The following is a 22,858-nucleotide window of genomic DNA, read 5'->3' as shown; positions in this document are numbered from 1 at the left end:
TAATTACATTATTTCAATTTAAAATGAAAAAAACATTGATTATTATAACACATCCTGATATAAATAACTCAGTGATAAACAAAAGATGGCTTAACGAATTAGAAAAATTTCCTGAAAAGTTTCATATTCACCAATTACATGAAGTTTATCCCAATCAGCAGTTTGATATAGCAGCAGAGCAAAAATTGGTTGAAGAACATGATCACATTATTTTCCAATTCCCTTACTATTGGTATCATTCGCCTGCATTATTAAAGAAATGGCTTGACGAAGTTCTTACGCGCGGCTGGGCATATGGCAGTGCAAGCGGCTTTAAATTTACAGGAAAGAAAGTGGCACTGTCTATTTCATTAGGCTTGAAGGAAGAACATTTGCAGCATGGAACAGTTTTCAAATATACTCTTGAAGAATTAACCCGTCCGTTTGAAGCGTTATTTGATTATATAAAAGCCGATTACAAACCATTTTTTGCTTACTATGGAATGACATTTGAACCTTCAAAAGAATGGATTGAAAGGAGTGTTCCGTTATATCTCAGTTTTCTGGATCGCTTTAATTCTGAGAATGATGACACAAATATCTCTCTTGATTAAGAAAAGTAAACTGAATTTATAAATTAAGCTAAAGTATAACAAGATAAAATTAGTGATTAAGCAGCACTTCAATATCTGCATGATCAATTATGGCGAATGCATGCATTCGCCATTTAAATATAGTAAATATTCAAATCTAAATGCTCACGGAATTAATCTTTCAGAATTCTCAGTCAAGTCATTATTGTAAAAGTCACCTTTTTCGAAAATACCGCCTTAGTTTTTTGTGGCAGAAAAGATATCTACTCCATTCAAATTGCATATGAAAATTCTATTTATTAAAAAGATTGATAATTTATTATAGTAAATGGATTGTTAATATTAATGAAAGGTAATGTTAAAAATGCCATAACTTGAGTTGTAATATTAAATTGTTTTTTTGATATAAAAATTTTTTTATGGAAAATAACAATGATTTAAGCAGAAGAAGGTTTCTTAGAAATTCTTTATTGGTTGCCGGAGGAGTTTTCATCGCTCCACTTATTGAAAGTTGCAGTGACGATGATAAAACGGATAACAGCGGTGCTCCAGATGGAATGAAAAATGAAGGGTTTGAGACAGGAGTAGCCAGTTTTGACCCTACTGAAACCGGAGTGATTCTCTGGACAAGATATTCAGCAGGTTCAGATGCTGAAATTACCTGGGAGCTAAGTAAGGATGCCGCATTTTCTGAAGTAATAAGAAAAGGTCAGGCTGCAGCATCTTCTACAAATGATTTTACAATAGCGGTAGATGTTCAGAATATTTCTTCCAATACAAAATATTACTATAGATTTTATAATGCCAAAACAAAACAAGTAACTGTTACAGGAGAAACACGTACGCTGCCATCTAAATCAGATATTGTAAATGATGTAAAAATGGCTGTTGTTTCCTGTTCTAATTTTCCGGCAGGACTCTTCAATGTGTATGGAGCGATCGCTTCTTCGGATGCCGATGTAGTGGTTCATCTTGGAGATTATATTTACGAATATGCGCCTGGACAGTATGGAACAAATCCATTTACCAACCCGTTGGGCAGAGAACATAAACCAGCTAAAGAGATTACAAGCCTCAGCGATTATAGAGAAAGATACAGGCAATATAGAGGAGATAAAAATCTTCAGCTTCTTCATCAAAAAAAACCTTTTATATGTGTCTGGGATGACCATGAGTTTGCTAACGATGCCTATAAATCCGGTGCAGAAAACCATCAGCCATCTGAAGGAGATTTTCAGATGAGAAAAATGGCTGCTTTTCAAGCCTACAGCGAATATATTCCTCTTAAAACAGGAAAAGATCTTAGAATTTACAGAAGTTTTAATTTTGGTAATATTCTTTCGCTTTACATGATGGATACAAGAGTTATAGCAAGAGATAAGCAGATGAGTTATTCTGATTATATTGATAATGGTGGAAATTTTGATCAGACAAAATTTAGAACAGATTTGTTAAGCACAAGCAGAAAATTAATTGGAAGCGAACAAATGACATGGCTGGGATCACAGATCAATGCAGATACTGCTAAATGGAAAGTATTAGGCCAGCAGATCCTGATGACAAAAATGCTGATTCCTGCTGAGCTGCTTTTGCTTTTAAATCAAATTTTAGCAGAAGTAGATCAATTAGGAAGTGCACAACCTGCGACCATGCAGGCTCTTATTAATACAATCTCTGCACTTGTTGTTATTAAAATGAGATATAAACAAAGTGATCCTTCTTTAACTGCACAGGAAATTGCAAGAGTTACGACGACTTTGCCATATAATCTGGATGCCTGGGATGGTTATTTTGCAGAAAGAGAACAATTGTATGCAATGCTTTCCGGGAAAAATGTTGTGGTTTTAGCCGGAGATACTCATAATGCATGGCTGGGTAAACTTACCGATATGCAGGGAAATTATATAGGAACTGAAATAGCGTGCAGTTCTGTTTCATCACCAGGATTGGAAGCTTATCTTGGTATTACCGCAGACCCTTCAAAAGCGATAGAATTGGCACAAGCATTTACAGTACTGATAGATGATTTAGAATATGCAAATTTGTATAAACGAGGATATACATATCTTAAATTTACATTATCTGGTTCTGAAGCTGAATGGCGATTTGTAGACAATGTAACAACTGAAACTACCAATACTATTACAGAAAAAAAATATACGATAGCATAGAAATTTCATTTAGTATTAATTGATTTTTAAGAAGTTATCTCTTCACTTTTTAAATAAATACTAAAATTTTAAAAGCCATCTTAGTAATGAAAACTGAGATGGCTTTTTTTAGTTTATTCTGACGAAATGTTTCAAAAATTACTCCATTTTAAACCTAACATAGACTCCAGTCTTTATCCAGAAATTCATCCTCTCCAGGTTCCTTTGTCTTATAAGCAATTGCTTCCGGAATAGACGTCTTAGGTATGTTTACATGTACAATGGTATTTTCCTTAATGTTGTCAAGTTGTTTCAAAACCTCTTCGAGTTCGTCGAGACTACTGACTTCAAAACCTTTGCCTCCAAATACGTCAACGAGTTTCGCATATTTCCAACGGTGCATTTCGTTGTAATCATAAACGCTGTTTAAATCGGGAATGCTGTATTCTACCTTTTTTGCACCACGAAACGGGTTTGGATTAACAAGCATTTGTTCAATACCATAAATACCATTATCCAAAACAAAAACAATAGTGTCGTGTTTCAGTTTATTCTGTGTAGATATGGCCTGACAAGTTTCCTGAAAAGCACCGTCTCCAACAAATACTACCGCTCTTTTATCAGGTCTGGCACATTTTATTCCGGTTGCCGCAGGAACAGAATAACCTATCGAAAGCCATGATGCCTGTGCTACGAATCCGTTAGGTTCTGCAATACGAATACCCTGAGCGCCCAATAAAGGAAACCCCGCATCGGCAACGACGATATGTCTCTCATCTATAAAACTATTGATTCGGTTGAAAAATGAATCATAAGTAAGCTCCGGTTTCCCTTTTTTAAGCATTGTGTTATCAGCTAAGAAAAATGATTCAGGCAGCTTCTCTTCATCATACATTTCGTAAGCACTGAAATTAACTTTGGTAAGTTCTTCTTTCAGAAATATAATAAAATCCCTTAGCGATACATTGGCCACATAAGATGCACCAATCCTTACACCACTGTGATTGGCAAGTACAGTATTTTCTTGCCAGACATCAAAACCACCAAGATTTTTGCCGGTGGTCCATACACCAAGACCAATTTTTAGCCCGGCGTCTTTGAATTGGTCATAGACATCTATTGGCGATGCCTTGCCATTAAAAACACCTTTGAACTTAGGATGGTTTTCTGATACGATTGATTTCCCAAGTATAGAAGTCACAAATTCAGTATCGGTAGTTTCGATCAGATCAAGGAATTCCTTTTGAATACCATAACGCTGGATTTCAATACCGCCCCAGAAAATAATTTCTTTTCCTTTTGCCAATGCAGCTACTCTTTTAGCAGCTATGCGTGCACTTGATTGACATTTAGAGGATTCTCTTTCTACTAATGGAGCGTCAGGCGGATTACATTCCATTCGCCACACATCTTCAAAAACTTCAAGATAAACCGGTCTTCCATATAAAATACACGCATTTAAAACTGAATCAATTTTATAAGGAGCATCTGATGAACCTGTAACTTGTTCTGCTGCAACGGTAACATTTCGAAATACATTAATATTACTGTACATATCACCTGTCATGTGTGATGCCAGCATGCCCTGAACTAGGCTTCTTTGCTGATCTTTATTGGTCGGAGCTCCATTAATGACAAGCACGGGACAGTGTTCTACATAAGAACCCGCAACCGAATTGAGCAGCGTAAATGCTCCCACGCCATAAGTTACTGCCACTGCAGCGAAACCGTTTTGACGTGCGTAAGCATCAGTACAATGTCCGGCGTTTATTTCATTCGTGTCGTTAACGATTTTAATTTTTGCATTTTTGTCTTCTTGAATAGTATTCAAAAATGGCGCGGTATAATTGCCAGCAATTCCAAATAAATGGGTAAGTCCTAATTGTTCCAGACGTATTTGCAAGTATTTTGCAACGGAGATTTTTTTCTGTGACATCTTAAATTGGATTATTCAGGTTACCAGTATTTTTGTTGACTTCGAGTGCAGTACGAATTCCGGACTCAATTGCGCCTTCAATCCAGGCATGTTTCAGGGAAGTATGCTCTCCGGCAAAATGTGCTTTTCCTTCCCATTCGGTTGATATGATATGTTGCTGTAATAATTGTAACTGTCCGGGATTAAATATTGCCGCTTCACCATAAGCATACGGGTCGCGCATCCAGCTTTGTGTTGCCGCACCGATTAATCTTCCGCCTTTCTTTTTATAGTCCTTTATGCTCGAGGTAATTACGGCAAGGTCTATAATACGCTGCTGTTCCTTTTCGTCATCAGAGTGCATGATGGCAAGATTTTTAAGTGCATAAAAATACCTGTCGTCATCATCCATAGAATCCCAGCGGCTTGCTTCGTCAGACCAGCAATAAGATGCCAGCACAACACCATGGCCTTTACTTCCTAAATCATTGCTTGGATAATAGGTAAAACGGTTTGAAAAATCAGTAATAGTACCACCACCAACAATATTATAAGGTGCTTCCTGCCACCATTTTTCACGAAATTCCAATAATATTTTAGTAGCAGAATCATAGTGCAATTCTCGGATTGCTTTTCGTTTTTGCTGATCGAATTGAGGTGTTACGTACACATGTCTTAATGCAGAAAATGGTATGGTGACAATTATTTCATCAAATTCCAGATCACTAACAGGTGTTTTTAAAGCTTTGAATCCTGCGTCTTCATAAAACTGAAAGTCACGTTGAACTTCAATATCAACTTCTATTTTTACCTTGTTGTTAACGAGTTTCATTTTTGTCATTCTGCAATCAAAATAGGTGTTTTCTTCGAGATTATAAGCTTTAAAGAATGCATTTGGCAGCAAGTCGCTTCCGCCAACAATTTCCATAAAAGTGGTAGAATCCTTGATGATATTTTGCTCAATAAAACTCTGGATAAAATCATAGGCCATTCTGGATTCCAGATTTTGCATAACTCCAATCATTTCTATGGCATTCTCTGAATACTTTGAATTTTCCTTTAAGAAACGACGCATCGAATATTCTCCATAACGTTCGATCAGCAAAGGCCAGTTTTTCTCAGGATCTTCTGCAATAAAATTTTTAAGCGGATCAATGAGAGCGGCCATTAACTCGTCAGCACGTTTGTTTTCACTGCTTTCGAGATTAAATCCTAGTAGTTCGTTTACATCGACTTTCGTATCATCTTTTCGAATATATTGATTTTGTACAACACGTTTGCGGTTAACATAGAAAAGAGAATTTCTAGTAGTATCCGGCTCCGGCTTAGTTGGGTCTGCCTGATGTGCGATTGCCTGTTCTTTATCGACAGACTTATAATAAAAAGGCTCGGTTTTGAGTCCGAGTTTATCAATGTATTTGAGTACCATCTGGTGTATGGTTGGAATACGCATCGCACCAGCTTCGCCATAAACACTGTCGTCTTCAAAATATTTTTTGTTTTCAGAATTCCTGAAAGTCTTAATCCTTCCGCCAACACGCGTGTTTGACTCGACTATCGTAACATTATGTCCTGCCTCTTTTAGCATAGCTGCGGCCACCATTCCAGCCATTCCGGCACCAATGATTAATACGTCTTTTGGTTTATCCGTACATGGAATTCCCCCGTCAATGTATTTTAAGTATTGCTGGATAATATCGTCGTTCTCTTCGTCAAGTAAGCCGTGTAAGTAGTTTTCCATAATCAGCTGGTTTGGTTATTAGTTTATTTTTTAAATGATGTCGAATTTAAAGTCGAATGGACAGATTTTGTGCTTTAGTTTTAGGTTAACTTACCCTTAAGGCTGGTTTTCAGCATCGCGTTTATAATAAGCATCGTAAAGTGCTTGATGGGAATCTAAATTATAACAGATATAAAATAGACTTAAAAGAAATGACACCAAGCGGAGATTGTTTGGTATAAGAGTAATTTTATACGGAATAAGATTTTTAAAACACAAAATTCCAATTGATTCAGAAGGATTAAAATTTCTATTTAATTAGAATTTTAGTTGTGGTTCAGACTTATAAATTAGAATAAAGCTTTGTACAGCATAATATCGTGCAGTAATATGATAGTGATATTAGAGTATGTAGAATTAATATTCAAAAAGAGTTAGACTCTATATCTTTTGTCTCTCTGGGGAATAGCAAACCTTTTTCCTGTACACAAAAATGGGTTTCATGGACATTGTCCACTTGAATTATGACCGCAATTTTTTCTGCAAAGAAAGCTCTAAGCGGAATTTAAGCTGTATAGGTGCTTATAAAAATCAGATGATTAGAAAGGGGTATCTAAGTTTAAATCATTCTGTAAATTTACGGACTGATTTTTTAAATTAATTAAATTCTTTTATTTGATTGTGACAGATGCGCAAGAACTGCAATAAATTATTGCTTGCCATTTTTGTTATCTTCAGATTCATCAAAAATTTTATTATTGCAATATTCACAGTTTTTAATCTTTAACACTAACCTCAAATTATTTTGAGTGTTGGTCCCAACCTTTTATTTTAAATGATCATCTATTAAGTATAGGAAAGGTTAACAAAACAAAAGTTTAGTTTTTTTTTAAGCGCTATTTTCATCTGTTAATGATTAGATCAGAAGAAATACTGTTACGACTCAATATAGAATTAATCAAAAAATATATTGTAAATGAAACTCAGATTATACCTCATATTTTATCTTTCATCCATCTTTGTATCTTGTTCTTCTCAGAAAGAATCAAAATATAATACTAAAATCAATAAAAATAGTCAGTGGAGTTGTAATGGATGAAAGCGGTCCGTTACCGGGTGCTAATATAACGGTGAAAAATGAGAAAAGAGGAACGGTCACAGATATGGATGGAAAATTTGAATTGAACATGAATGAAGATGCTTTATTGATTGTAAGTTTTATAGGTTTAGAATCCAAAGAAGTTACTATTAGCGACAAAAATTACTATGAAGTAAATTTAGAGGCTTATAAACCTTTTGTCAGTCGTAAGGAAAAAAGAAGAATAAGACGGGAGCTGCGAAAAAATGGATTTTACATTTATCCGGATTAATGCAGACGGCACCCAGTCTGCATTCTTTCATACTTACATTCTTTCTTTCAGACTGTTTTTATTGTTGTGGAAGTAATAGTTTCAATTGTAATACTCGGATATTGTAATAATGGTGCTTTTTCCTTTTTCTGAAATCTGTATCCCTTCAGAGATTAAATTATCTTCTGGATCATCATCTTCAAACTCCAGAAAAATGGCTGAACTGTCGTTGTCATTTTTTTTAAACCGGCCTTCAATAAGCTTTTTACAGTAGTTGTCAAATTTAAATTTACACGCTATATCATTAATTTTTCCTATCAAAGTGCTGTCTGATTTCATATCGGGATAAATAGCTGTTTTAATTTCTACTGAACTGATAAAATGGTTACAGCCGCCTTTATATACAGTCAGAGTATCGCCATGGTATAGCAGTGTCGCTTTGTTATTTTTTGAATCCCAGATATAATTTTTGATGTCAACTTCCTGAAGCCATTCTTCTGTTATTTTTTTATAATTGTCATCAAATACACAATCGGAACTGTTTTCCGATTCCTGATCTTCTGTTTTAAGAACCGTATCGGGTTTGCTATTTTTTATTGTACTATTTTCTTTTTGCGTTTTCTTTTCTGAACAGGAAAGAGTGACAATTAATGAGAATGCATAACAGAATGTTTTTTTCATAAAAGTATTCTTAAATGGGATTTTGTCTAATGATTTCCAGCGTATTTATCCTAAATAAGTAGGGTATGTCTGATGGGCGTTAGGGCTTTTTAATTTTCAAAAATAGAATTTTTATTTCATAAAACTTCTGCCGTGCTGTTTATTACTTTTCGTATTAATATGAAATTAAATTTTGATGTTCTCGGTTTTTTGAAGAATCATTAGGGAGAAGAGAGACCTTCGAGAATTAGTTAGTTGATTAGTCTAATTCTTTTTAAGATAGCTTTTAGTATTGTTTTGACCGGTGATGGGGAAGATGGATGGAAAGGTTAGTTTTTTAAATTGAAGGATTATTGTAATATTATTTGATTCTTTGAGTTGAGTAAATTAAAGTCGGTTTAGGATTTTACTTAGTTATGTTGTATTTTACCTGTACCCTCAAATCCATTTTATTTTGTTCGTAGCTGAAAACTTAATTTAATACAGTTTCGAACCTAAGCTTCGTAGACCTTGATTTTGACTTACTTCTATTTTTCAAAAACGCCATGTGTCACGATTTTGTCACAAAACTCAGAACACTATTATTTACTACCTTCTATGTTAATAATGTTTAGAACACATTCTTTATAACATTACCAGTAGGTAGTCTTAGATCACATGAAATCAAAAAATATCCCGTAACATTTTTGAAACGGGATTTTTATTTTATTTAAAAGCTTTTGGCATAAATTGATTTCGCAAAGCTTCGATATATTCCTGATCTGGTTTACTATTTCTAAGAGCAACCAAAGGTTCTAAATCCGGACCAGCAATGTATCGCAAAGTGTGGCTTTCATCTGTAACAGCTCCATAAATAGTTTTGGCAACATCATCTGCCGTGGCTGTTTTTTGTTCTCCAAAGGAAGAAAATAACGAATTCATATCTTCCTGAAAAGCTGCATAATCTTCTAATGCAGGATCGAACGCATAATCTGCAGCAGCTCTTTCATAAAAAGGCGTCACTACATAACCCGGTTCAATGATTTTTACTTTAATGTTTTGAGATTCCAGTTCATACGAAAGTGATTCGGAAAAACCTTCAACCGCAAATTTAGAAGCCGCATAAACCGAAATTAAAGGAACAGTAACACGTCCGGCACCAGAAGTTATATTTACCAATGTTCCTTGTTTTCTGCTTCTGAAATGTGGCAAAATAGCATGCGTAACATCCATCAAACCAAATACATTTACTTCAAATTGATTGCGAATTTTCTCTGAAGAAACGGCTTCAAATAGACCTTGTTGTCCGTAACCCGCGTTATTAACCAAAGCATCAATATGTCCGAATTTTTCAATTCCTTCGCTAATTGCGGTTTTAATTGATTTATTGTCAGATACATCAAGTTTTGTTACGAGTATGTTTTCGTAGTTTTTAAATTCATTTTCTTTTTCCGGATTTCGCATTGTAGCGATTACATTCCAGCCTTGTTGTTCGAAAAATAAGGACGTAGCTTTGCCCAGACCGGAGGAAGCTCCGGTAATGAAGATTACTTTTTTCATAGTAAGATTATTTATGTTTAGTGGATTATTTCAATAAAATGAAATCAAATTGCAGACGGATTCACGCCAAAAAGTTTCTTGAAAGAATAAGAAAAATGAGAGATGCTTTCAAATCCCAGTTCGTGATATACATCAGATGGGCGTTTGTTTTTTTCTTTAATCAGATAATGTGCTTCTTCCAAACGTCTTTTCTGAAGCCAGCGATTGGGTGACATCTGGAAAATTTTTTCGAAATCACGTTTAAATGTTGCAAGGCTTCTTCCGGTAAGAAATGCCAGTTTTTTCAAATCGACATTGAACTTAAAATTCTGCTGCATAAAAACTTCCAGGTCAATTTTCCCCGGTTGATTAAAATCAAATACTACATTTTTTAAATCCGGATTAACTTGTAAAAGCAACATTAAAGCTTCTTGTTTTTTCAATAAAATCAATTGCTCCGGTAAACTAGAATTGAAATAGGGAAGAAGCGTTTGATAGAAGTTTTCAAGTAAAACATCTGTTTTTAATTTCAAAACAGGATCTTTTAATGCATAAGGTTTATCATAAACAATGTTGTATTGTTGGCTAAACTGCATTAAAACCTCCCTGTCAAAAACCACGGTAATCGATCTGAATGATTCTTTTTCATTAGGTATTTTGGTAAACTTAGACAGGAAATTTTTTCTGTAAAACACTAAATCGCCACTAACAAAGATTCTTGTTTGTCCGGCATCGGTAACTTTTAAACTTCCCGAAATGATATAACACAATCCATGTTCGAGAATAAAATGCTCGCCAATAACCTTTTGCGTTTCAAAGCTAGAATACACAATTCCCGGGATTTTGGTAATTTCCTGTTCCATTTTTACTAATTGTTTGCAGTACAAAGATCGATATAATTTGTTTGTACTGTTTTCGTGAAAAGCTCAAAATTACTTTATTGAAAAGCTCTTTTGCTGCATATATTATGAAGTAAAAATGCAAGTTGTCAATTGTTTACGATTTAAAATAACCAATAGAAGTGATGCAACGAAAATGACGCATGCGATAAAAAACAAAAAACTATCGCCATTTATAGCAATTCCAAGTTCCTTTAAATGATAAAAAATGACAGCCGTCATGGATATCATTCCAAGTAAACCTCCAAACACAGTAGCACGCGGATATAAAATCAATATTACTGTTATGAGTTCTAAAATTCCTATAGTAATTCGACCCCAAGGTTCCATATTCAGTGTTGTAAATAATTCGATGGCACTTGGCTGTCCGGAAAGTTTAACATAAGAATACTTTAGTAAGTAATACGCAATCAAAATACGCAATGCCCATTGAAAAATAAATGATAGTGTTTTCATAATAGAAAAATATTTAAGGATTAAAGGGCAAAAGTGAAATAAACCCACTTTTAAAAAAATGGATAAACTTCCCGAATAGTTGGCTTTTTAGTTTTGCTTTATTAAAATGTATTGAATCATTTTTTTGTCACAGATTCTACAGAAACTAACTATATGTAAACGCATTTTTTAAATCTAAAATCTAAAATCTAAAATCTAAAATCTAAAATCTAAAATCTAAAATCTACAATCTAAACTCAACCATTTTTCAAAAGTGGCAATCGTTCGGGAAGTTTGTCCATTTTTTCAGCTTTGTTATTGCCGCACCTTTGTCCTGTAGATTTAACGGTACGAAAGCAGAGAGCCAATTACCAATATAAGTCTTCAATGAATTTAATCTTAAAACAAGTAAAAATGAAAACTCAAATGATTACCAAAATTGGAAAAACAAAAGCTTTATTTGCTGCTGTATTATTAGCTGTACTTTCAGCAGGAAATGTAAACGCTCAGGCAGATTATGCCACAGATTCACACTTAAGCCCAGATGTTCGCAATTTTCTAAAAGCGATTCATGATGGTCCGGGAATCGAAACTTTATCTGCCGCAGATGCCCGTAAAGTATTAGAAGGCGCTCAGGCAAGTGTAACTTACGATTATTCGAAAGTAACCGAATCTCAAAAAACAATTACAGTTGATGGACTTACTATTTCGTTAGACATTATGCGACCAAAAGGTGTAAAAGGCGATTTGCCTGTATTTATGTTCTTTCATGGCGGCGGATGGATTATAGGCGATTATCCAACACACAAAAGAATGGTTCGTGATTTGGTTTTAGGATCTGGCGCAGTTGGCGTATTCGTAAACTACACACGTACTCCCGAAGCGCAATATCCGGTTGCAAATAATGAAGCTTATGCTGCCACAAAATGGGTTGCAGAGCACGGTCATGAAATTAATGTAAACGGAAAGAAATTAGCTGTAATAGGAAATAGCGCTGGCGGAAACATGGCTGCAGTTGTGTCTTTAATGGCAAAAGAAAAAAAAGGTCCGGAAATTAAAACTACTATATTAATGTGGCCAACAACTGCAATTGATTTTACTACAGAATCATTTAAAGCTTTTGGAAGAGACCGTTTTCTAACTGTTAAATTCATGGATAAGTTATATGATCTTTATGCACCAGATCATTCAAAACGAAATGATATTCATATTTCACCTTTATTGGCAACTGCAGAGCAATTAAAAGGTTTACCTCCAACATTAATTTTGGTTGCAGAAAATGATGTTTTGCGTGATGAAGGAGAAGCTTACGGACGTAATTTATTAAATGCCGGAGTAAAAGCAACAACGGTACGTTACAACGGAGTAATTCACGATTTCGGATTATTGAATCCATTATCAGAATTGCCACAAACTAAAGATTTGTTTATTCAAATGTCAGCTCAGCTTAAAGAATTTCTTAAATAATAAAAATAACTGCCAGGTATTAATTTCTCTGGCAGTTATCATTTTTAAACTTTTTAAATTTTATTTATAATGAAAATTACAAGACTTTCCTGGGCTGGCTTAATGATAGAAAGCCCTACAACAACATTATATATTGATCCGTTGCAAAACGTAATTAATATGGAACTATTTTTAGGAATACCAAAATTTCCAATTTTCCCAATTCCTTTGCCTAAAACAGGAAAAGCAAATGCTTTAATTACTCATATTCATCAGGATCATTTTGATCAGCCTTTTTTAAAAGAACTTTTATCAAATGAAGGAGAACTTTGGGGACCGGAACCTGTTTTTACCGAAGCTTTAAAAAGTAACCTAAAAGCAAACATTGCCAAATTGCATGAAACTTTTACGATTGGTGATTTTACAATTACGGCTGTTCCTGCTGTAGACTGGATTGGAGACGAACAAATATCTTATGTAATCAGAGATGGAAAACATACCATTTTGCATGGAGGCGACACGAACTGGCACGGATACTGGTGGCAAATTGCTAAAAAATACGGTCCGTTTGATGCCACTTTTTTGCCTGTAAACGGAGTTGTTGGAGCAGTTCCGCAAGTTGTTCCGGCAATCGAAATGTTCGGGACTATGACTCCGGCGCAGGCTGTAAGTGCAACTCGCATTTTAGGTTCAATACAATTAATTCCAATGCATTATGCACAGTTTTTTAATCCGCCATTGTATACACAATTTCCAGATATCGAAAATGCTTTGGATAATGCAGGTAAAGATCAGGAAATAGTTATTCGCCGTTTAAAAGATGGAGAAATTTTAGAATTGTGATTTATAATGATTGCTAATAAAAAAATAGCCACTCAATAAAGTGGTTATTTTTTTGACTTTTTATTCTTCCATTACAACACTTTTGCGAAAGCTTGAAGTATTTTGATTGGTAGCGTTTTTAAAGAAACGGCTAAAATGTGCTGCATCATCAAAACCCAATTCAAATGCAATTTCTTTTGCCGATTTATCGCTGTAAAAAAGCAAACGTTTTGCTTCGCTTATAACTCTGTCGTGAATAATAGACATTGGCGAATTGTAGTTGTATAAACTAAAAATATTAGACAACGTTTTAGGCGATTTGTTCATTAAATCGGCATAAAACTGAACTTTATGTTCTTTCCTGAAATTACCTTCAACATGAAAATTAAACTGTCTGATAAAATCAAATTTATCATCGGTTAAAGCTTCATCTTTAAAATGCTGTTGTTTTGCCAATCTTGTTAAAATGATTACAAAACGTTTTAGTAATGCCAGCAGCATATCAGTTTTTATATAATCTTCAGATTCAAATTCTTCTACAAAAAGCTGACTAAGAGTCGAAATTTTAATTCGGTCATCTTCCCGAAGTTCAAGGAACAAATTCTTCGAATATCCCAAAAATATTAATCCGATACAACTAATTTCAACGTGACTGTCGGCCATGCAATAAAATTCGCGATTGTAACGCCAAAAGTTAATTGTCTCTGTATTTTCAAAAGAAAAAACCTGATGTGCAACTAATGGAATAATACTCCACGAAGGAAAATCATAAGAAACCCCGTCGATTATAATTTTTTGGCTTTCGCCGATGTTAAGCGCAATGGTCAAAAACTGACTTTTAGGATTCTCAAATGCGTCTTTGATTTGTAATTCTCCACTCAGGAAATGTATTTCGCCACGGCCATCTTTGTCTTTGTGTTGTAAACGCATATATTTTTGAGTTTCTACATTACTGGTGCAAAAGTGCAACTTAAAATTTTATTCTGTTTTCTTGAAAAGCTCAAAATCACTTTCGTATAAAGCTCATAAAGACAATTGATGAACGTTTAACGTAAGTTCGATACATTTCTTAATGTATTATCTCATGAGTTTGTTTTTTATCTAAATTATCTCTGTTGGTGCATAACCAAAATGCTTTTTGAATGCAAACGAAAAATGCGAAAGGTTTTCGAAACCGGTTTCAAGATAAACGTCTTTTGGTTTTTGTCCTTTTTTAGTTAATTGATAATGCGCAAGTTCTAATCTTTTTTGGATAATCCATTTTTGAGGCGTGGCATTAAATGTCTTTTTAAAATCCCGTTTAAATGTTGTGAGACTTCTTCCTGTTAAATGACCAAACTGTTCGATTGTTATATTATGCATATAATTTTTTTCCATAAAACTGGCGATATCAATTTTATCCGTGTGAGAGAAATTACCAAAAAGGTTGTCTATGTTTTTATCAATCGTTCGAAGAATGGTGATGGCTTCTTCTATTTTAACCGAAATGATTTTTTCCGGTAATTCGCTTTCCAAATCAAAATAGGGAATTAACGACGCAAAAAAACTTTCTAATAAAGGATGTTTATCAAGCGTTTTGATATTATAACTGTTTGGCGCAGTAATTTGCATGGGATTTTTGAGGTAAAATTCCCGAAGTCTTTTTGGCGTCAAAAAAATGACCAAAGCTCTGTAAGGAAGTCCGTCTTTTGGATTTTTACTAAGTCTTGATAATTGATTATTTGGAAATATAAGAGAATCGCCGGGACCAAAAGTATACAATTTATCACCTTGTATCACTCTCATTTCGCCCGATATTACTCTTGCAAACGAATGATATTCTAAAATAGTCTCGTCTTCAAAGTATGATTCTTCTATGCAAGATAAAAGAATCTCGGCATATTTACTTTTTTCTTGTCCAGCCATAATAAGATTAAAAAATAAATATACGCATTAAAAAGAGGCGCTGTTAAAAACACCTCTTTATAATTAAAATTGTTTTAAAGTTAAATTTGAAAATTTACACCAGTTAGTTCTTCGCTTAATGTCCAAAGTTTTTTGGCTGCTGTTTCATCCAATGCAAAAGGCATGACGTCTTTCATCAGGGTTGAACCATCCAGATTTTCTTCTGACTTGCCTTCGGAATTGTCGAGATTTGCTATATCGGCATTTTCGCAATAAACACCGCCAATATCATTTAACTGTGAACTTACTGCACACCAAACCGTTGTGGAAGCTCCTTGCGAAAGTGATTTTAATCCTTTTGAAGGATCATTAATTACTTTGCCGTTTTCATCAAAAATGCCATAATTTACGAGATCTTCATGCGAAACATTTCTTCCAAGTTCGGTTTCTGAAATTATTCCGGGATGTAGCGAATAAGAACGAACTCCTTTATTTTTTCCTCTGACATCTAATTCTAAAGAAAAAAGAATACTGGCAGTTTTGGATTGTCCATAAGCCGAAAAAGATTCAAATTCTCTGTTGATAAAATTCGGATCTTCAAATATAAAAGGCGAAAAATGATGACCCCAAGATGAAACATTTACAACTCTTGCTCCATTTGAATTCGATAATGAGTCCCAAAGTTTTGCTGTTAATTGAAAATGTCCCAAATAATTGGTGGCAAGCTGCGATTCATAACCACGCTCATCACGCTCTAACGGAACCCACATAATTCCTGCATTATTTATAAGTAAATGCAAGGTTTTGTTTGAAGCCAGAAATTTTTCGGTAAATGCATCGATAGAATCTGGGTTCATCAAATCCATGAATTCGACTTCTACATTTGCAATATCTTTTAAGTTGTTTTTTTGCTTTCTCTGTATTTCTTGCAGGCACAATAATTTTGGCTCCTGCCGAGGATAATGCTTTTACGGTTTCTAAACCAATACCTGCGTAACCGCCAGTTACAATGGCTGTTTTTCCTGTAAGATCAATTCCTTTTATGATGTCAGCTGTCGTAGATGCTGCACTAAATCCTGAACCAACAGGATTTTGTAATGCGCCCTGATAATTATCTTTCATTTTTATTTGTTTGAAGTTGAGTTTTATCTGTTAATATTGCAACAGTAAGCTTCTTTAATTTAAAAATAGAATTAGCTTTTGTGAACCAGCTCAATTTCATAACCATCAGGATCTAATATCCATGCGGCATAATATCCGGGATAATATTCAGGAAAAATTCTAGGTTGTTCTTTATTTGTTGCTCCGGCTGCAATTGCTGCATCATAAAAAGCTTTTACTTGTTCATGGTCTTTGGCTACAAAACCAATATGTACGCCATTAGATTTTACTTCGCCTTCTTTTAACCAAAAATAAATAGTATCATCATCTCCAAATCCTTTTAGATCATGGTGATTTCCCGGACCTATAAAGTCCATTGTCATTCGAATATTTAAGGGTTTTAATGCCTTATTGTAAAATTCTACAGAGCGTTCAAAGTTTTCTACTGTAATAATAATATGATCAATCATAATTTTTGTTTGCTTTAATGTTTGAAACAAATTTAGATTGTATAAAAGATATAGACTTTGTTTTAAAGACCGATTTTACTTTGTTTTAAGGACCGCTTTATTAAAGTCTATGGAAAGTTTTTTATGGAGTAATATGGTTCAGAGTCTATTTCTTAAGCCATTTGAAAATGGTGTCTCGCAAAATCGTTAGAAAAGGTGAATCATTTGGTGCACTCAGAAATTAGTTTCTAAAAGTTTCGAACCTAAACTCGCCAGACCTTGATTTTGACTTACTTCTATTTTTCAAAAACGCCATGTGCCACGATTTTACCACAAAACTTAATTTAAAAGGTTTCAATATAGTTAAAGGGGCTTTTTTAGTAGCGGGAAGCATTCAATTATCTAACCAGTTTATTGAGAATTATTACAATGTTTTAACATGTGCATTTTAATTGTCTCTCCGCTTTTTTGCACATCTATTCTTTTCAGATTAAATACCGGGAAGCAGTTATTAAATATATAACGAAATGGTTTTATGCTTTTATTTCGACCTCTCATGGATAAAAATTCCGCACTCGTACCTTTTTTTTAATTTGAACTATAGCGTTATACTAATTTTATTACAGAAATGAGATAAGATGCATGCGCCAATGTGCCTTAGAATCACTTTCCTAAACGAGACGTAACTAACCTGAAAAGGATCAAATACATAACAAAATGGAAAATTCAAACGGTTTACAACAGCAAACATGCCCTTATCAGGCTCAACAAGCAGCAGCGGGGGCAACAGCAGCACCAGCAGTAATTCCAGATATTACAACTCCGCTTGTATCAACAACGAATCAGCCGCCGGTTGTTGGTACTAATAATCTCGGACTTATAAATAATTTTATTGGTACCTGGAACAGTCCTACGGGAGCAAATGCTACAGGTTACAATGTTATGCCTTTGCCTCAAACAGATGCTCCAAATGGTTACATCACTAAAAACTTTCCTTATTTTGAAGAAATCTCATTTTCGGCTATAGCCGGAGGTGCACCAAATAGAGAAGGACAATATACACAAGCAAGCAGCGTGTTGTTTTATGAACAAAGAGTTTACATTGCCAACAATGCCGATCCAAACGGAGCACAGCCCATTCAAAATACTTTAATTCATGCAGAGAACGGAACTTGGCTTTATCACGTAATACAAAACCAAGTTGAAGGTCCTTATGGTCCTGGTTTTGTTCCAGATTCAAATCCAATTCCGGTACAAAATCCGGCAACGCAGTATAACAAACAAATTTCTGTACCTCATGGTGTTTCCGTTTTAATGACGGGAGGGCCAGTTGCTTCGGGAACAGGAAATCCGGTTTTTCCAACCGCAGACAGAACTAAATTACCATTTACAGATCCTACCATAATTGATCCGTCAACCTATTTGACACAGCAATTAAATACATTGAACAGTCAAGGAATTACTGTTGACAGTTACTCAAGTATTACGGTAAGTACTAGTAATGAAGGCGGGGCAGTAAGCAATATAAATTTTGAAACTTCTTTTGGAAAAGTGCTTTCCATGACCACTACTTGGTATGTTGAAAATTTAAGTAACGGAACAACTCAGTTACAATACATTCAAAATATTGTTTTACAATTTTTGATTAATGGTATGCCAACTCAGTTTTTACATATTGATGCCAATACTTTGCAGCTGGTAGAAACTTTTGTTCCGGTTAATGCAAATCAAGCATGGCAAAATACCGGAATTGCCGTGCAGCCAGGTAATACAATAACAATAAGCTATGAATCGGGTTTATGGACAGCAGATCCGCAAACCAATAACGGTAACCTGTATGACGCAAATGGATGTCCGGGAATTATTATAACGCAATCGGGTTATCCTATTCAAAATGTAAATATGGGATCACTTATAGGACAAGTTGGAAATAATGCTCCGTTTTTTATTGGAAATGGGCCTGTTACAACTCCTGCTGGTCAAAGCGGACCATTGAAGTTATGCATCAACGATGATCTAAATGCTGAATACGGAGCTGGATTAGCCGATAATATTGGCAGTCTGCAGGTACGTATCAAAATTTAAAAGACTAACATAAATCTCTTCAGTTTTATTGCTGAAGAGATTTATTTCCGAAAACAAAAAAACTCCTAATTCTAATAACCAAAAAATGAAACCTACCAAAGAATTTACGGTCGCAGATTATCTGCTGACCCGACTCAAACAATTAAATGTCACCGAGATTTTTCAAATTCCGGGGGACTATGTAAAACATTTTACACAAGCTCTGGAATACTTTGATGGAATTGAAACCATTGGAACTTCAAATGAATTAGACGCTTCTTATGCAGCAGATGCTTACGCACGTACAAGAGGTTTAGCTGCAGTATCTCTACAATATGGAGTAAGTACTTTTAGCGCATTAAACGCTATTGCAGGAGCTTATGTAGAACGCAGTCCTGTTGTTGTAATTAGTGCCACACCCGGAGCAGATGCACGACAAATAGGAAGTATGTACAATGTACTTTACCATCACTCTACAGGTAATCTCAACGCAGATCAGGAAGTTTATGAAAGAGTAACTGTTGCTGCCGAAACCCTGAGCACTTCTGTAGATGCTCCTGAAAAAATCGATAAATTACTTATCGCAGCGCTTACACACCAAAGACCTGTGTACATAGCATGTTATAAAGAGGTGTGGGGTGAACCTTGTCCTAAACCTTCTAGTAAAAAACTAGAACCCGAAATAATAAAAAGCGATGCAGCAGCACTTGAAAATGCTGTTTCTCAGGCGTGGTCACAAATTAGTCAGTCCAAAACACCTATAATTTTTGCAGGAGTAGAGCTTTTGCGACACAAACTAACAAAGCAATTAGAAGAACTTATTAAAGCAAGCGGAATGTTGTACACTACAACTTCACTTGGAAAAACGGTTCTGGATGAAAAAGGCGATAAATTTATCGGTACTTATTCTGATCAGGCTTCAATACCGGAAGTTATTAAGATAGTCGAAGCCTCAGACTGTATTTTATCTTTAGGAACTATTATTACCGATGATTATTTATGGCTGGTAGAAAATAAATTTTCGAATATGATTCAGGTAACTACTCAGGAAACAAGAGTTGGTTATTTTACTTATTCGGGAGTAACTTTAAAAGACTTTATCGAAGCCTTAACAGAACGCTTTAAAAAAGCTTCTGGATATCCTTTAAAAGCAATCGCTCCGGCTCAGCCAAAATTCCCGGAACCATGGCGATCTAACTCAGATCCCAAATATGATTTAACTCCGGAAGTAATAACGTTTAACCGCTTTTTTGAGCATGCTACATCTTTTCTGAAAAAAGAAAAAATGCTGGATGATATTGTAATGACTTTTGGTGTAAGCTCGTCAATGTACGTGGCAACCAATATTTACGGATTATCTCAAAACGCCTATATTTCTTCGGCTGCGTGGCAGTGTATTGGTTTTGAAACCGGTGCAGCTTCGGGAGCTCAGCTAGGGAGCGGTAAACAAGCTTGGACTGTAGCCGGCGACGGTGGTTTTATGATGATCGCACAATCACTTTCTACTCTTGTAAAATACAACATCAACTCTGTAATTTTTGTAATGAGCAATGGAGTATATGCTATAGAACAAGTATATGTAGACATGGACTCGTTTAAAGCAGGACCAGATCATAAATTTGATGAATTTGATATTCTTCCAAAATGGGATTATCAGGCACTTGCCAAAGCATTTGGAGCAAACAGCTACCGTGCTGAAACTGTTTCAGAGTTAGACGAAGTACTTCTAAAACTTAAGAAAAAAACAAATCTGCCAACTCTGGTAGAAATTGTGATTCCTCAAAAAGATCTGGCACAGCAAATGGCAAGACTAGGAAATGAATAAAACCATTATTTATAAAAACTACTAAAAATTTAAAAACTATACTATCATGAGCAAAAAAACATACTCTATTTTTGGAGCAGGTGCAGCCGGACTCTATACGGCGTGGAGATTACTTGATGGAAAATCTAAACTCGCCAAAAACGAAAAAATACTCGTTAAGGGCGATGTATTAGAACTTTACGACTGGGGAAAATATGATTTTTCTAAAAAAAATCCGGGAACCAGAGAACCGGGCGCACGTGTTTGTACATGGCATTATAAAGACGACAAAGACAATTCGTACCTTGAATTAGGAGGTATGAGATATTTATATTGGGATGGCACTCCTGAAGGACCAGGGCATCGTTTAGTGACTAAAACCATAGAAGAATTAGATTTAAAGAAAGATTCAGTTCCGTTTAATGAATCAGCAGATCCTTTAATGTCTTTGCGTTCAAAAAACATGTATATCTCAGATATCAATTCTAATCAGCCAGCTCCATATTTCGCAAACAATTACGCTCAGGATGCTCCGCCAGATGATGGTTTTACAACAATACAATCTGTAGCGATCACTCAAACATCAGGGCCAACTACCCGAAGAGAATGGTGCAAATTTTATGAAGAAGGAAGAATCAATGTTGACATGCCTGATAGTTCTATCTACCAAAAAGGAGATTTACTAAAGGAAATTGGATATTGGAACTTAGGTTATGATATGCTTGGACAAGAAGGATTTGGTTATTTATCTGATGGAAATGGCTATAGCTCAAACGTAGTAAACAGTAATAGTGCCCAGTCATTTAATGTGAATGATGAATTTCTTCCGGGAACGGAATACAAAACTTTAATAAAAGGATATTCCAGCTTATTTGACAGCTTATTTGAAGAAGTTGAAAAATTGGCAAAACAAAAAGGAATCACTTTAAATTATTATCCAAATGTTAGGCTGCGTTCTATTGTGCACACTAAATCTGGAGTGAATTTTACAACTGCAACACGCAAAGACCCAGATGCACTTGCAGAAAGAAAAAAATGCGATGCAGCATTTCTTGCTATGCCAAGAGCAGCAATTGACTTAGTGGCACAAGCAAGCAGATACAGTGATGATGAAGGAACCGATGTATTAAACCATGAAAAAGTACAGTTGTATTTAGAGTCTGTATTGATGGAACCTTCATACAAAATAGGTATGTTTTTCGATACACCTTGGTGGAGAACAACTGAGGCCGGAAGCCCAACGTATCCTGCTAAACTAACCAGTTATTTCCTGACACAAGAAGGAATTGAGAAATTAAAAAAAGAGGGGTTTCCTTCTAACTATCTTAAAAAAATAGAATCGGCTAAAAATCCGGCTATCATTGTTAATTCCTTTAACGATAAGGTAAGCTTTATAGCTGCTGTAGAAAATGCAATTGAAGAACGTTTGACTTTTAAACAAGAAAAACAAATTTCGACTGTAGCCGAATTAGATACTATTGGGCCAAGTATTACAGATATGCCTATTCGTCAAGTAGTTTATTTTGGTGATAATGCCAGAGACGGAAAAGGAAAAAAAGTATACGGTATTTTGGCCAGTTATGATGATATTCTATACGCAACTTTCTGGAAAGCTCTAGAACTTGGACCAGATGCAACTCGTGAAATTCCTGAGTCAAGAGATTTACAGCCTCTCGAAGGGCCAAGAGACGCCACTCCGGTAATGGTAAAAATGCTTCGTTCACAATTAGCAGCATTGCATTTTGGACCACAAGCTGATTATTCGTATGTACCAGAACCTTTAGAAACGAAATATATGGACTGGTCACTTCCTCCATTTAACGCAGGATATCATGCCTATAAATCGCACTATAATTTAGGTGATGTACAAAGAAAAATTAGAAAACCTTCTCAGCTTGTTCCAAATACAGATTGTGAAATTTTTATCGTAGGAGAAACATATTCAAACGATCAGGCTTGGGTAGAAGGTGCATTTTGTACTGCCGAATCTGTTCTGAATGATTTCTTTGGTATCGAACCTATTATTGACGAAAAATACTATCCATTTATCAGTCCGGAGTAATCTATTTT

19 protein-coding genes are annotated in these 22,858 nt (G+C 35.1%); 8 read left to right on the top strand and 11 right to left on the bottom strand.

Annotated features, from left to right (window positions below; all coding sequences use genetic code 11):
• Window positions 1–23: 23 nt before the first annotated feature.
• Window positions 24–593, top strand: a complete 570-nt coding sequence (locus tag GKZ86_RS20225) for an NAD(P)H-dependent oxidoreductase (RefSeq protein ID WP_154784867.1) — start codon at window positions 24–26, stop codon at window positions 591–593.
• A 398-nt stretch (window positions 594–991) separates the two neighbouring features.
• Window positions 992–2,743 (top strand): alkaline phosphatase, encoded by a 1,752-nt coding sequence (locus GKZ86_RS20220; RefSeq protein ID WP_154784866.1) that lies wholly within the window; start codon window positions 992–994, stop codon window positions 2,741–2,743.
• 154 nt (window positions 2,744–2,897) lie between these two features.
• On the opposite strand, the gene GKZ86_RS20215 is transcribed toward GKZ86_RS20220, so the two are convergent.
• Both GKZ86_RS20215 and GKZ86_RS20210 read right to left on the bottom strand, forming a co-directional pair.
• Window positions 2,898–4,658, bottom strand: coding sequence for an alpha-keto acid decarboxylase family protein (locus GKZ86_RS20215; RefSeq protein WP_154784865.1), 1,761 nt, complete (start codon window positions 4,656–4,658; stop codon window positions 2,898–2,900).
• 1 nt (window position 4,659) lies between these two features.
• Window positions 4,660–6,378, bottom strand: a complete 1,719-nt coding sequence (locus GKZ86_RS20210) for an FAD-dependent oxidoreductase (protein ID WP_154784864.1) — start codon at window positions 6,376–6,378, stop codon at window positions 4,660–4,662.
• A gap of 998 nt (window positions 6,379–7,376) precedes the next feature.
• Between GKZ86_RS20210 and GKZ86_RS20205 the strand changes: the two genes are divergently transcribed.
• Window positions 7,377–7,727: a carboxypeptidase-like regulatory domain-containing protein gene (locus GKZ86_RS20205; protein WP_255460125.1), complete on the top strand. Its 351-nt coding sequence runs from the start codon at window positions 7,377–7,379 to the stop codon at window positions 7,725–7,727.
• Between the two features lie 81 nt (window positions 7,728–7,808).
• Here the strand turns inward: GKZ86_RS20205 and GKZ86_RS20200 are convergent, their stop codons facing one another.
• The 4 genes from GKZ86_RS20200 to GKZ86_RS20185 all read right to left on the bottom strand — a co-directional run bounded on the left by GKZ86_RS20200 (window position 7,809) and on the right by GKZ86_RS20185 (window position 11,239).
• Window positions 7,809–8,387, bottom strand: a complete 579-nt coding sequence (locus GKZ86_RS20200; RefSeq protein ID WP_154784862.1) for a hypothetical protein — start codon at window positions 8,385–8,387, stop codon at window positions 7,809–7,811.
• A gap of 684 nt (window positions 8,388–9,071) precedes the next feature.
• Window positions 9,072–9,905: an SDR family oxidoreductase gene (locus GKZ86_RS20195; protein WP_154784861.1), complete on the bottom strand. Its 834-nt coding sequence runs from the start codon at window positions 9,903–9,905 to the stop codon at window positions 9,072–9,074.
• A 44-nt stretch (window positions 9,906–9,949) separates the two neighbouring features.
• Window positions 9,950–10,747, bottom strand: coding sequence for an AraC family transcriptional regulator (locus GKZ86_RS20190; protein WP_154784860.1), 798 nt, complete (start codon window positions 10,745–10,747; stop codon window positions 9,950–9,952).
• A gap of 102 nt (window positions 10,748–10,849) precedes the next feature.
• Window positions 10,850–11,239 carry a DoxX family protein gene (locus GKZ86_RS20185; protein WP_154784859.1) on the bottom strand — a complete coding sequence of 130 codons (390 nt, stop codon included), beginning with the start codon at window positions 11,237–11,239 and terminating at the stop codon, window positions 10,850–10,852.
• A gap of 393 nt (window positions 11,240–11,632) precedes the next feature.
• Here GKZ86_RS20185 and GKZ86_RS20180 point away from each other — a divergent pair, with 393 nt between their 5' ends.
• Both GKZ86_RS20180 and GKZ86_RS20175 read left to right on the top strand, forming a co-directional pair.
• Window positions 11,633–12,685 (top strand): alpha/beta hydrolase, encoded by a 1,053-nt coding sequence (locus GKZ86_RS20180; RefSeq protein ID WP_228526631.1) that lies wholly within the window; start codon window positions 11,633–11,635, stop codon window positions 12,683–12,685.
• A 69-nt stretch (window positions 12,686–12,754) separates the two neighbouring features.
• Window positions 12,755–13,507 carry an MBL fold metallo-hydrolase gene (locus tag GKZ86_RS20175; RefSeq protein ID WP_154784858.1) on the top strand — a complete coding sequence of 251 codons (753 nt, stop codon included), beginning with the start codon at window positions 12,755–12,757 and terminating at the stop codon, window positions 13,505–13,507.
• 60 nt (window positions 13,508–13,567) lie between these two features.
• On the opposite strand, the gene GKZ86_RS20170 is transcribed toward GKZ86_RS20175, so the two are convergent.
• The 5 genes from GKZ86_RS20170 to GKZ86_RS20155 all read right to left on the bottom strand — a co-directional run bounded on the left by GKZ86_RS20170 (window position 13,568) and on the right by GKZ86_RS20155 (window position 16,941).
• A complete protein-coding gene (locus GKZ86_RS20170) occupies window positions 13,568–14,416 on the bottom strand; it encodes a helix-turn-helix domain-containing protein (protein WP_154784857.1) in 849 nt (282 codons plus the stop codon).
• Window positions 14,417–14,587: 171 nt separating this feature from the next.
• Window positions 14,588–15,391: an AraC family transcriptional regulator gene (locus GKZ86_RS20165; RefSeq protein WP_154784856.1), complete on the bottom strand. Its 804-nt coding sequence runs from the start codon at window positions 15,389–15,391 to the stop codon at window positions 14,588–14,590.
• Between the two features lie 80 nt (window positions 15,392–15,471).
• Window positions 15,472–16,260 carry an SDR family NAD(P)-dependent oxidoreductase gene (locus GKZ86_RS20160; RefSeq protein ID WP_317173645.1) on the bottom strand — a complete coding sequence of 263 codons (789 nt, stop codon included), beginning with the start codon at window positions 16,258–16,260 and terminating at the stop codon, window positions 15,472–15,474.
• Window positions 16,151–16,492 carry an SDR family NAD(P)-dependent oxidoreductase gene (locus tag GKZ86_RS25635; protein ID WP_317173644.1) on the bottom strand — a complete coding sequence of 114 codons (342 nt, stop codon included), beginning with the start codon at window positions 16,490–16,492 and terminating at the stop codon, window positions 16,151–16,153. Before GKZ86_RS25635 ends, GKZ86_RS20160 begins: the two co-directional genes overlap by 110 nt.
• A 71-nt stretch (window positions 16,493–16,563) precedes the next feature.
• Window positions 16,564–16,941 (bottom strand): VOC family protein, encoded by a 378-nt coding sequence (locus tag GKZ86_RS20155; protein WP_154784855.1) that lies wholly within the window; start codon window positions 16,939–16,941, stop codon window positions 16,564–16,566.
• A gap of 696 nt (window positions 16,942–17,637) precedes the next feature.
• On the opposite strand from GKZ86_RS20155, the gene GKZ86_RS20150 reads away from it, so the two are divergent.
• The 3 genes from GKZ86_RS20150 to GKZ86_RS20140 all read left to right on the top strand — a co-directional run bounded on the left by GKZ86_RS20150 (window position 17,638) and on the right by GKZ86_RS20140 (window position 22,850).
• Window positions 17,638–19,005 (top strand): heme-binding protein, encoded by a 1,368-nt coding sequence (locus GKZ86_RS20150; RefSeq protein ID WP_154784854.1) that lies wholly within the window; start codon window positions 17,638–17,640, stop codon window positions 19,003–19,005.
• A gap of 85 nt (window positions 19,006–19,090) precedes the next feature.
• Window positions 19,091–20,809 carry an alpha-keto acid decarboxylase family protein gene (locus tag GKZ86_RS20145; RefSeq protein ID WP_154784853.1) on the top strand — a complete coding sequence of 573 codons (1,719 nt, stop codon included), beginning with the start codon at window positions 19,091–19,093 and terminating at the stop codon, window positions 20,807–20,809.
• Window positions 20,810–20,855: 46 nt separating this feature from the next.
• A complete protein-coding gene (locus GKZ86_RS20140; RefSeq protein WP_154784852.1) occupies window positions 20,856–22,850 on the top strand; it encodes a hypothetical protein in 1,995 nt (664 codons plus the stop codon).
• Window positions 22,851–22,858: the final 8 nt, after the last annotated feature.

The organism is Flavobacterium sp. LC2016-13 (assembly GCF_009707955.1).
GTDB lineage: Bacteria > Bacteroidota > Bacteroidia > Flavobacteriales > Flavobacteriaceae > Flavobacterium.
Note: the sequence above shows the minus strand (reverse complement) of the source record. Positions and strands in the feature narration are given on the sequence as shown.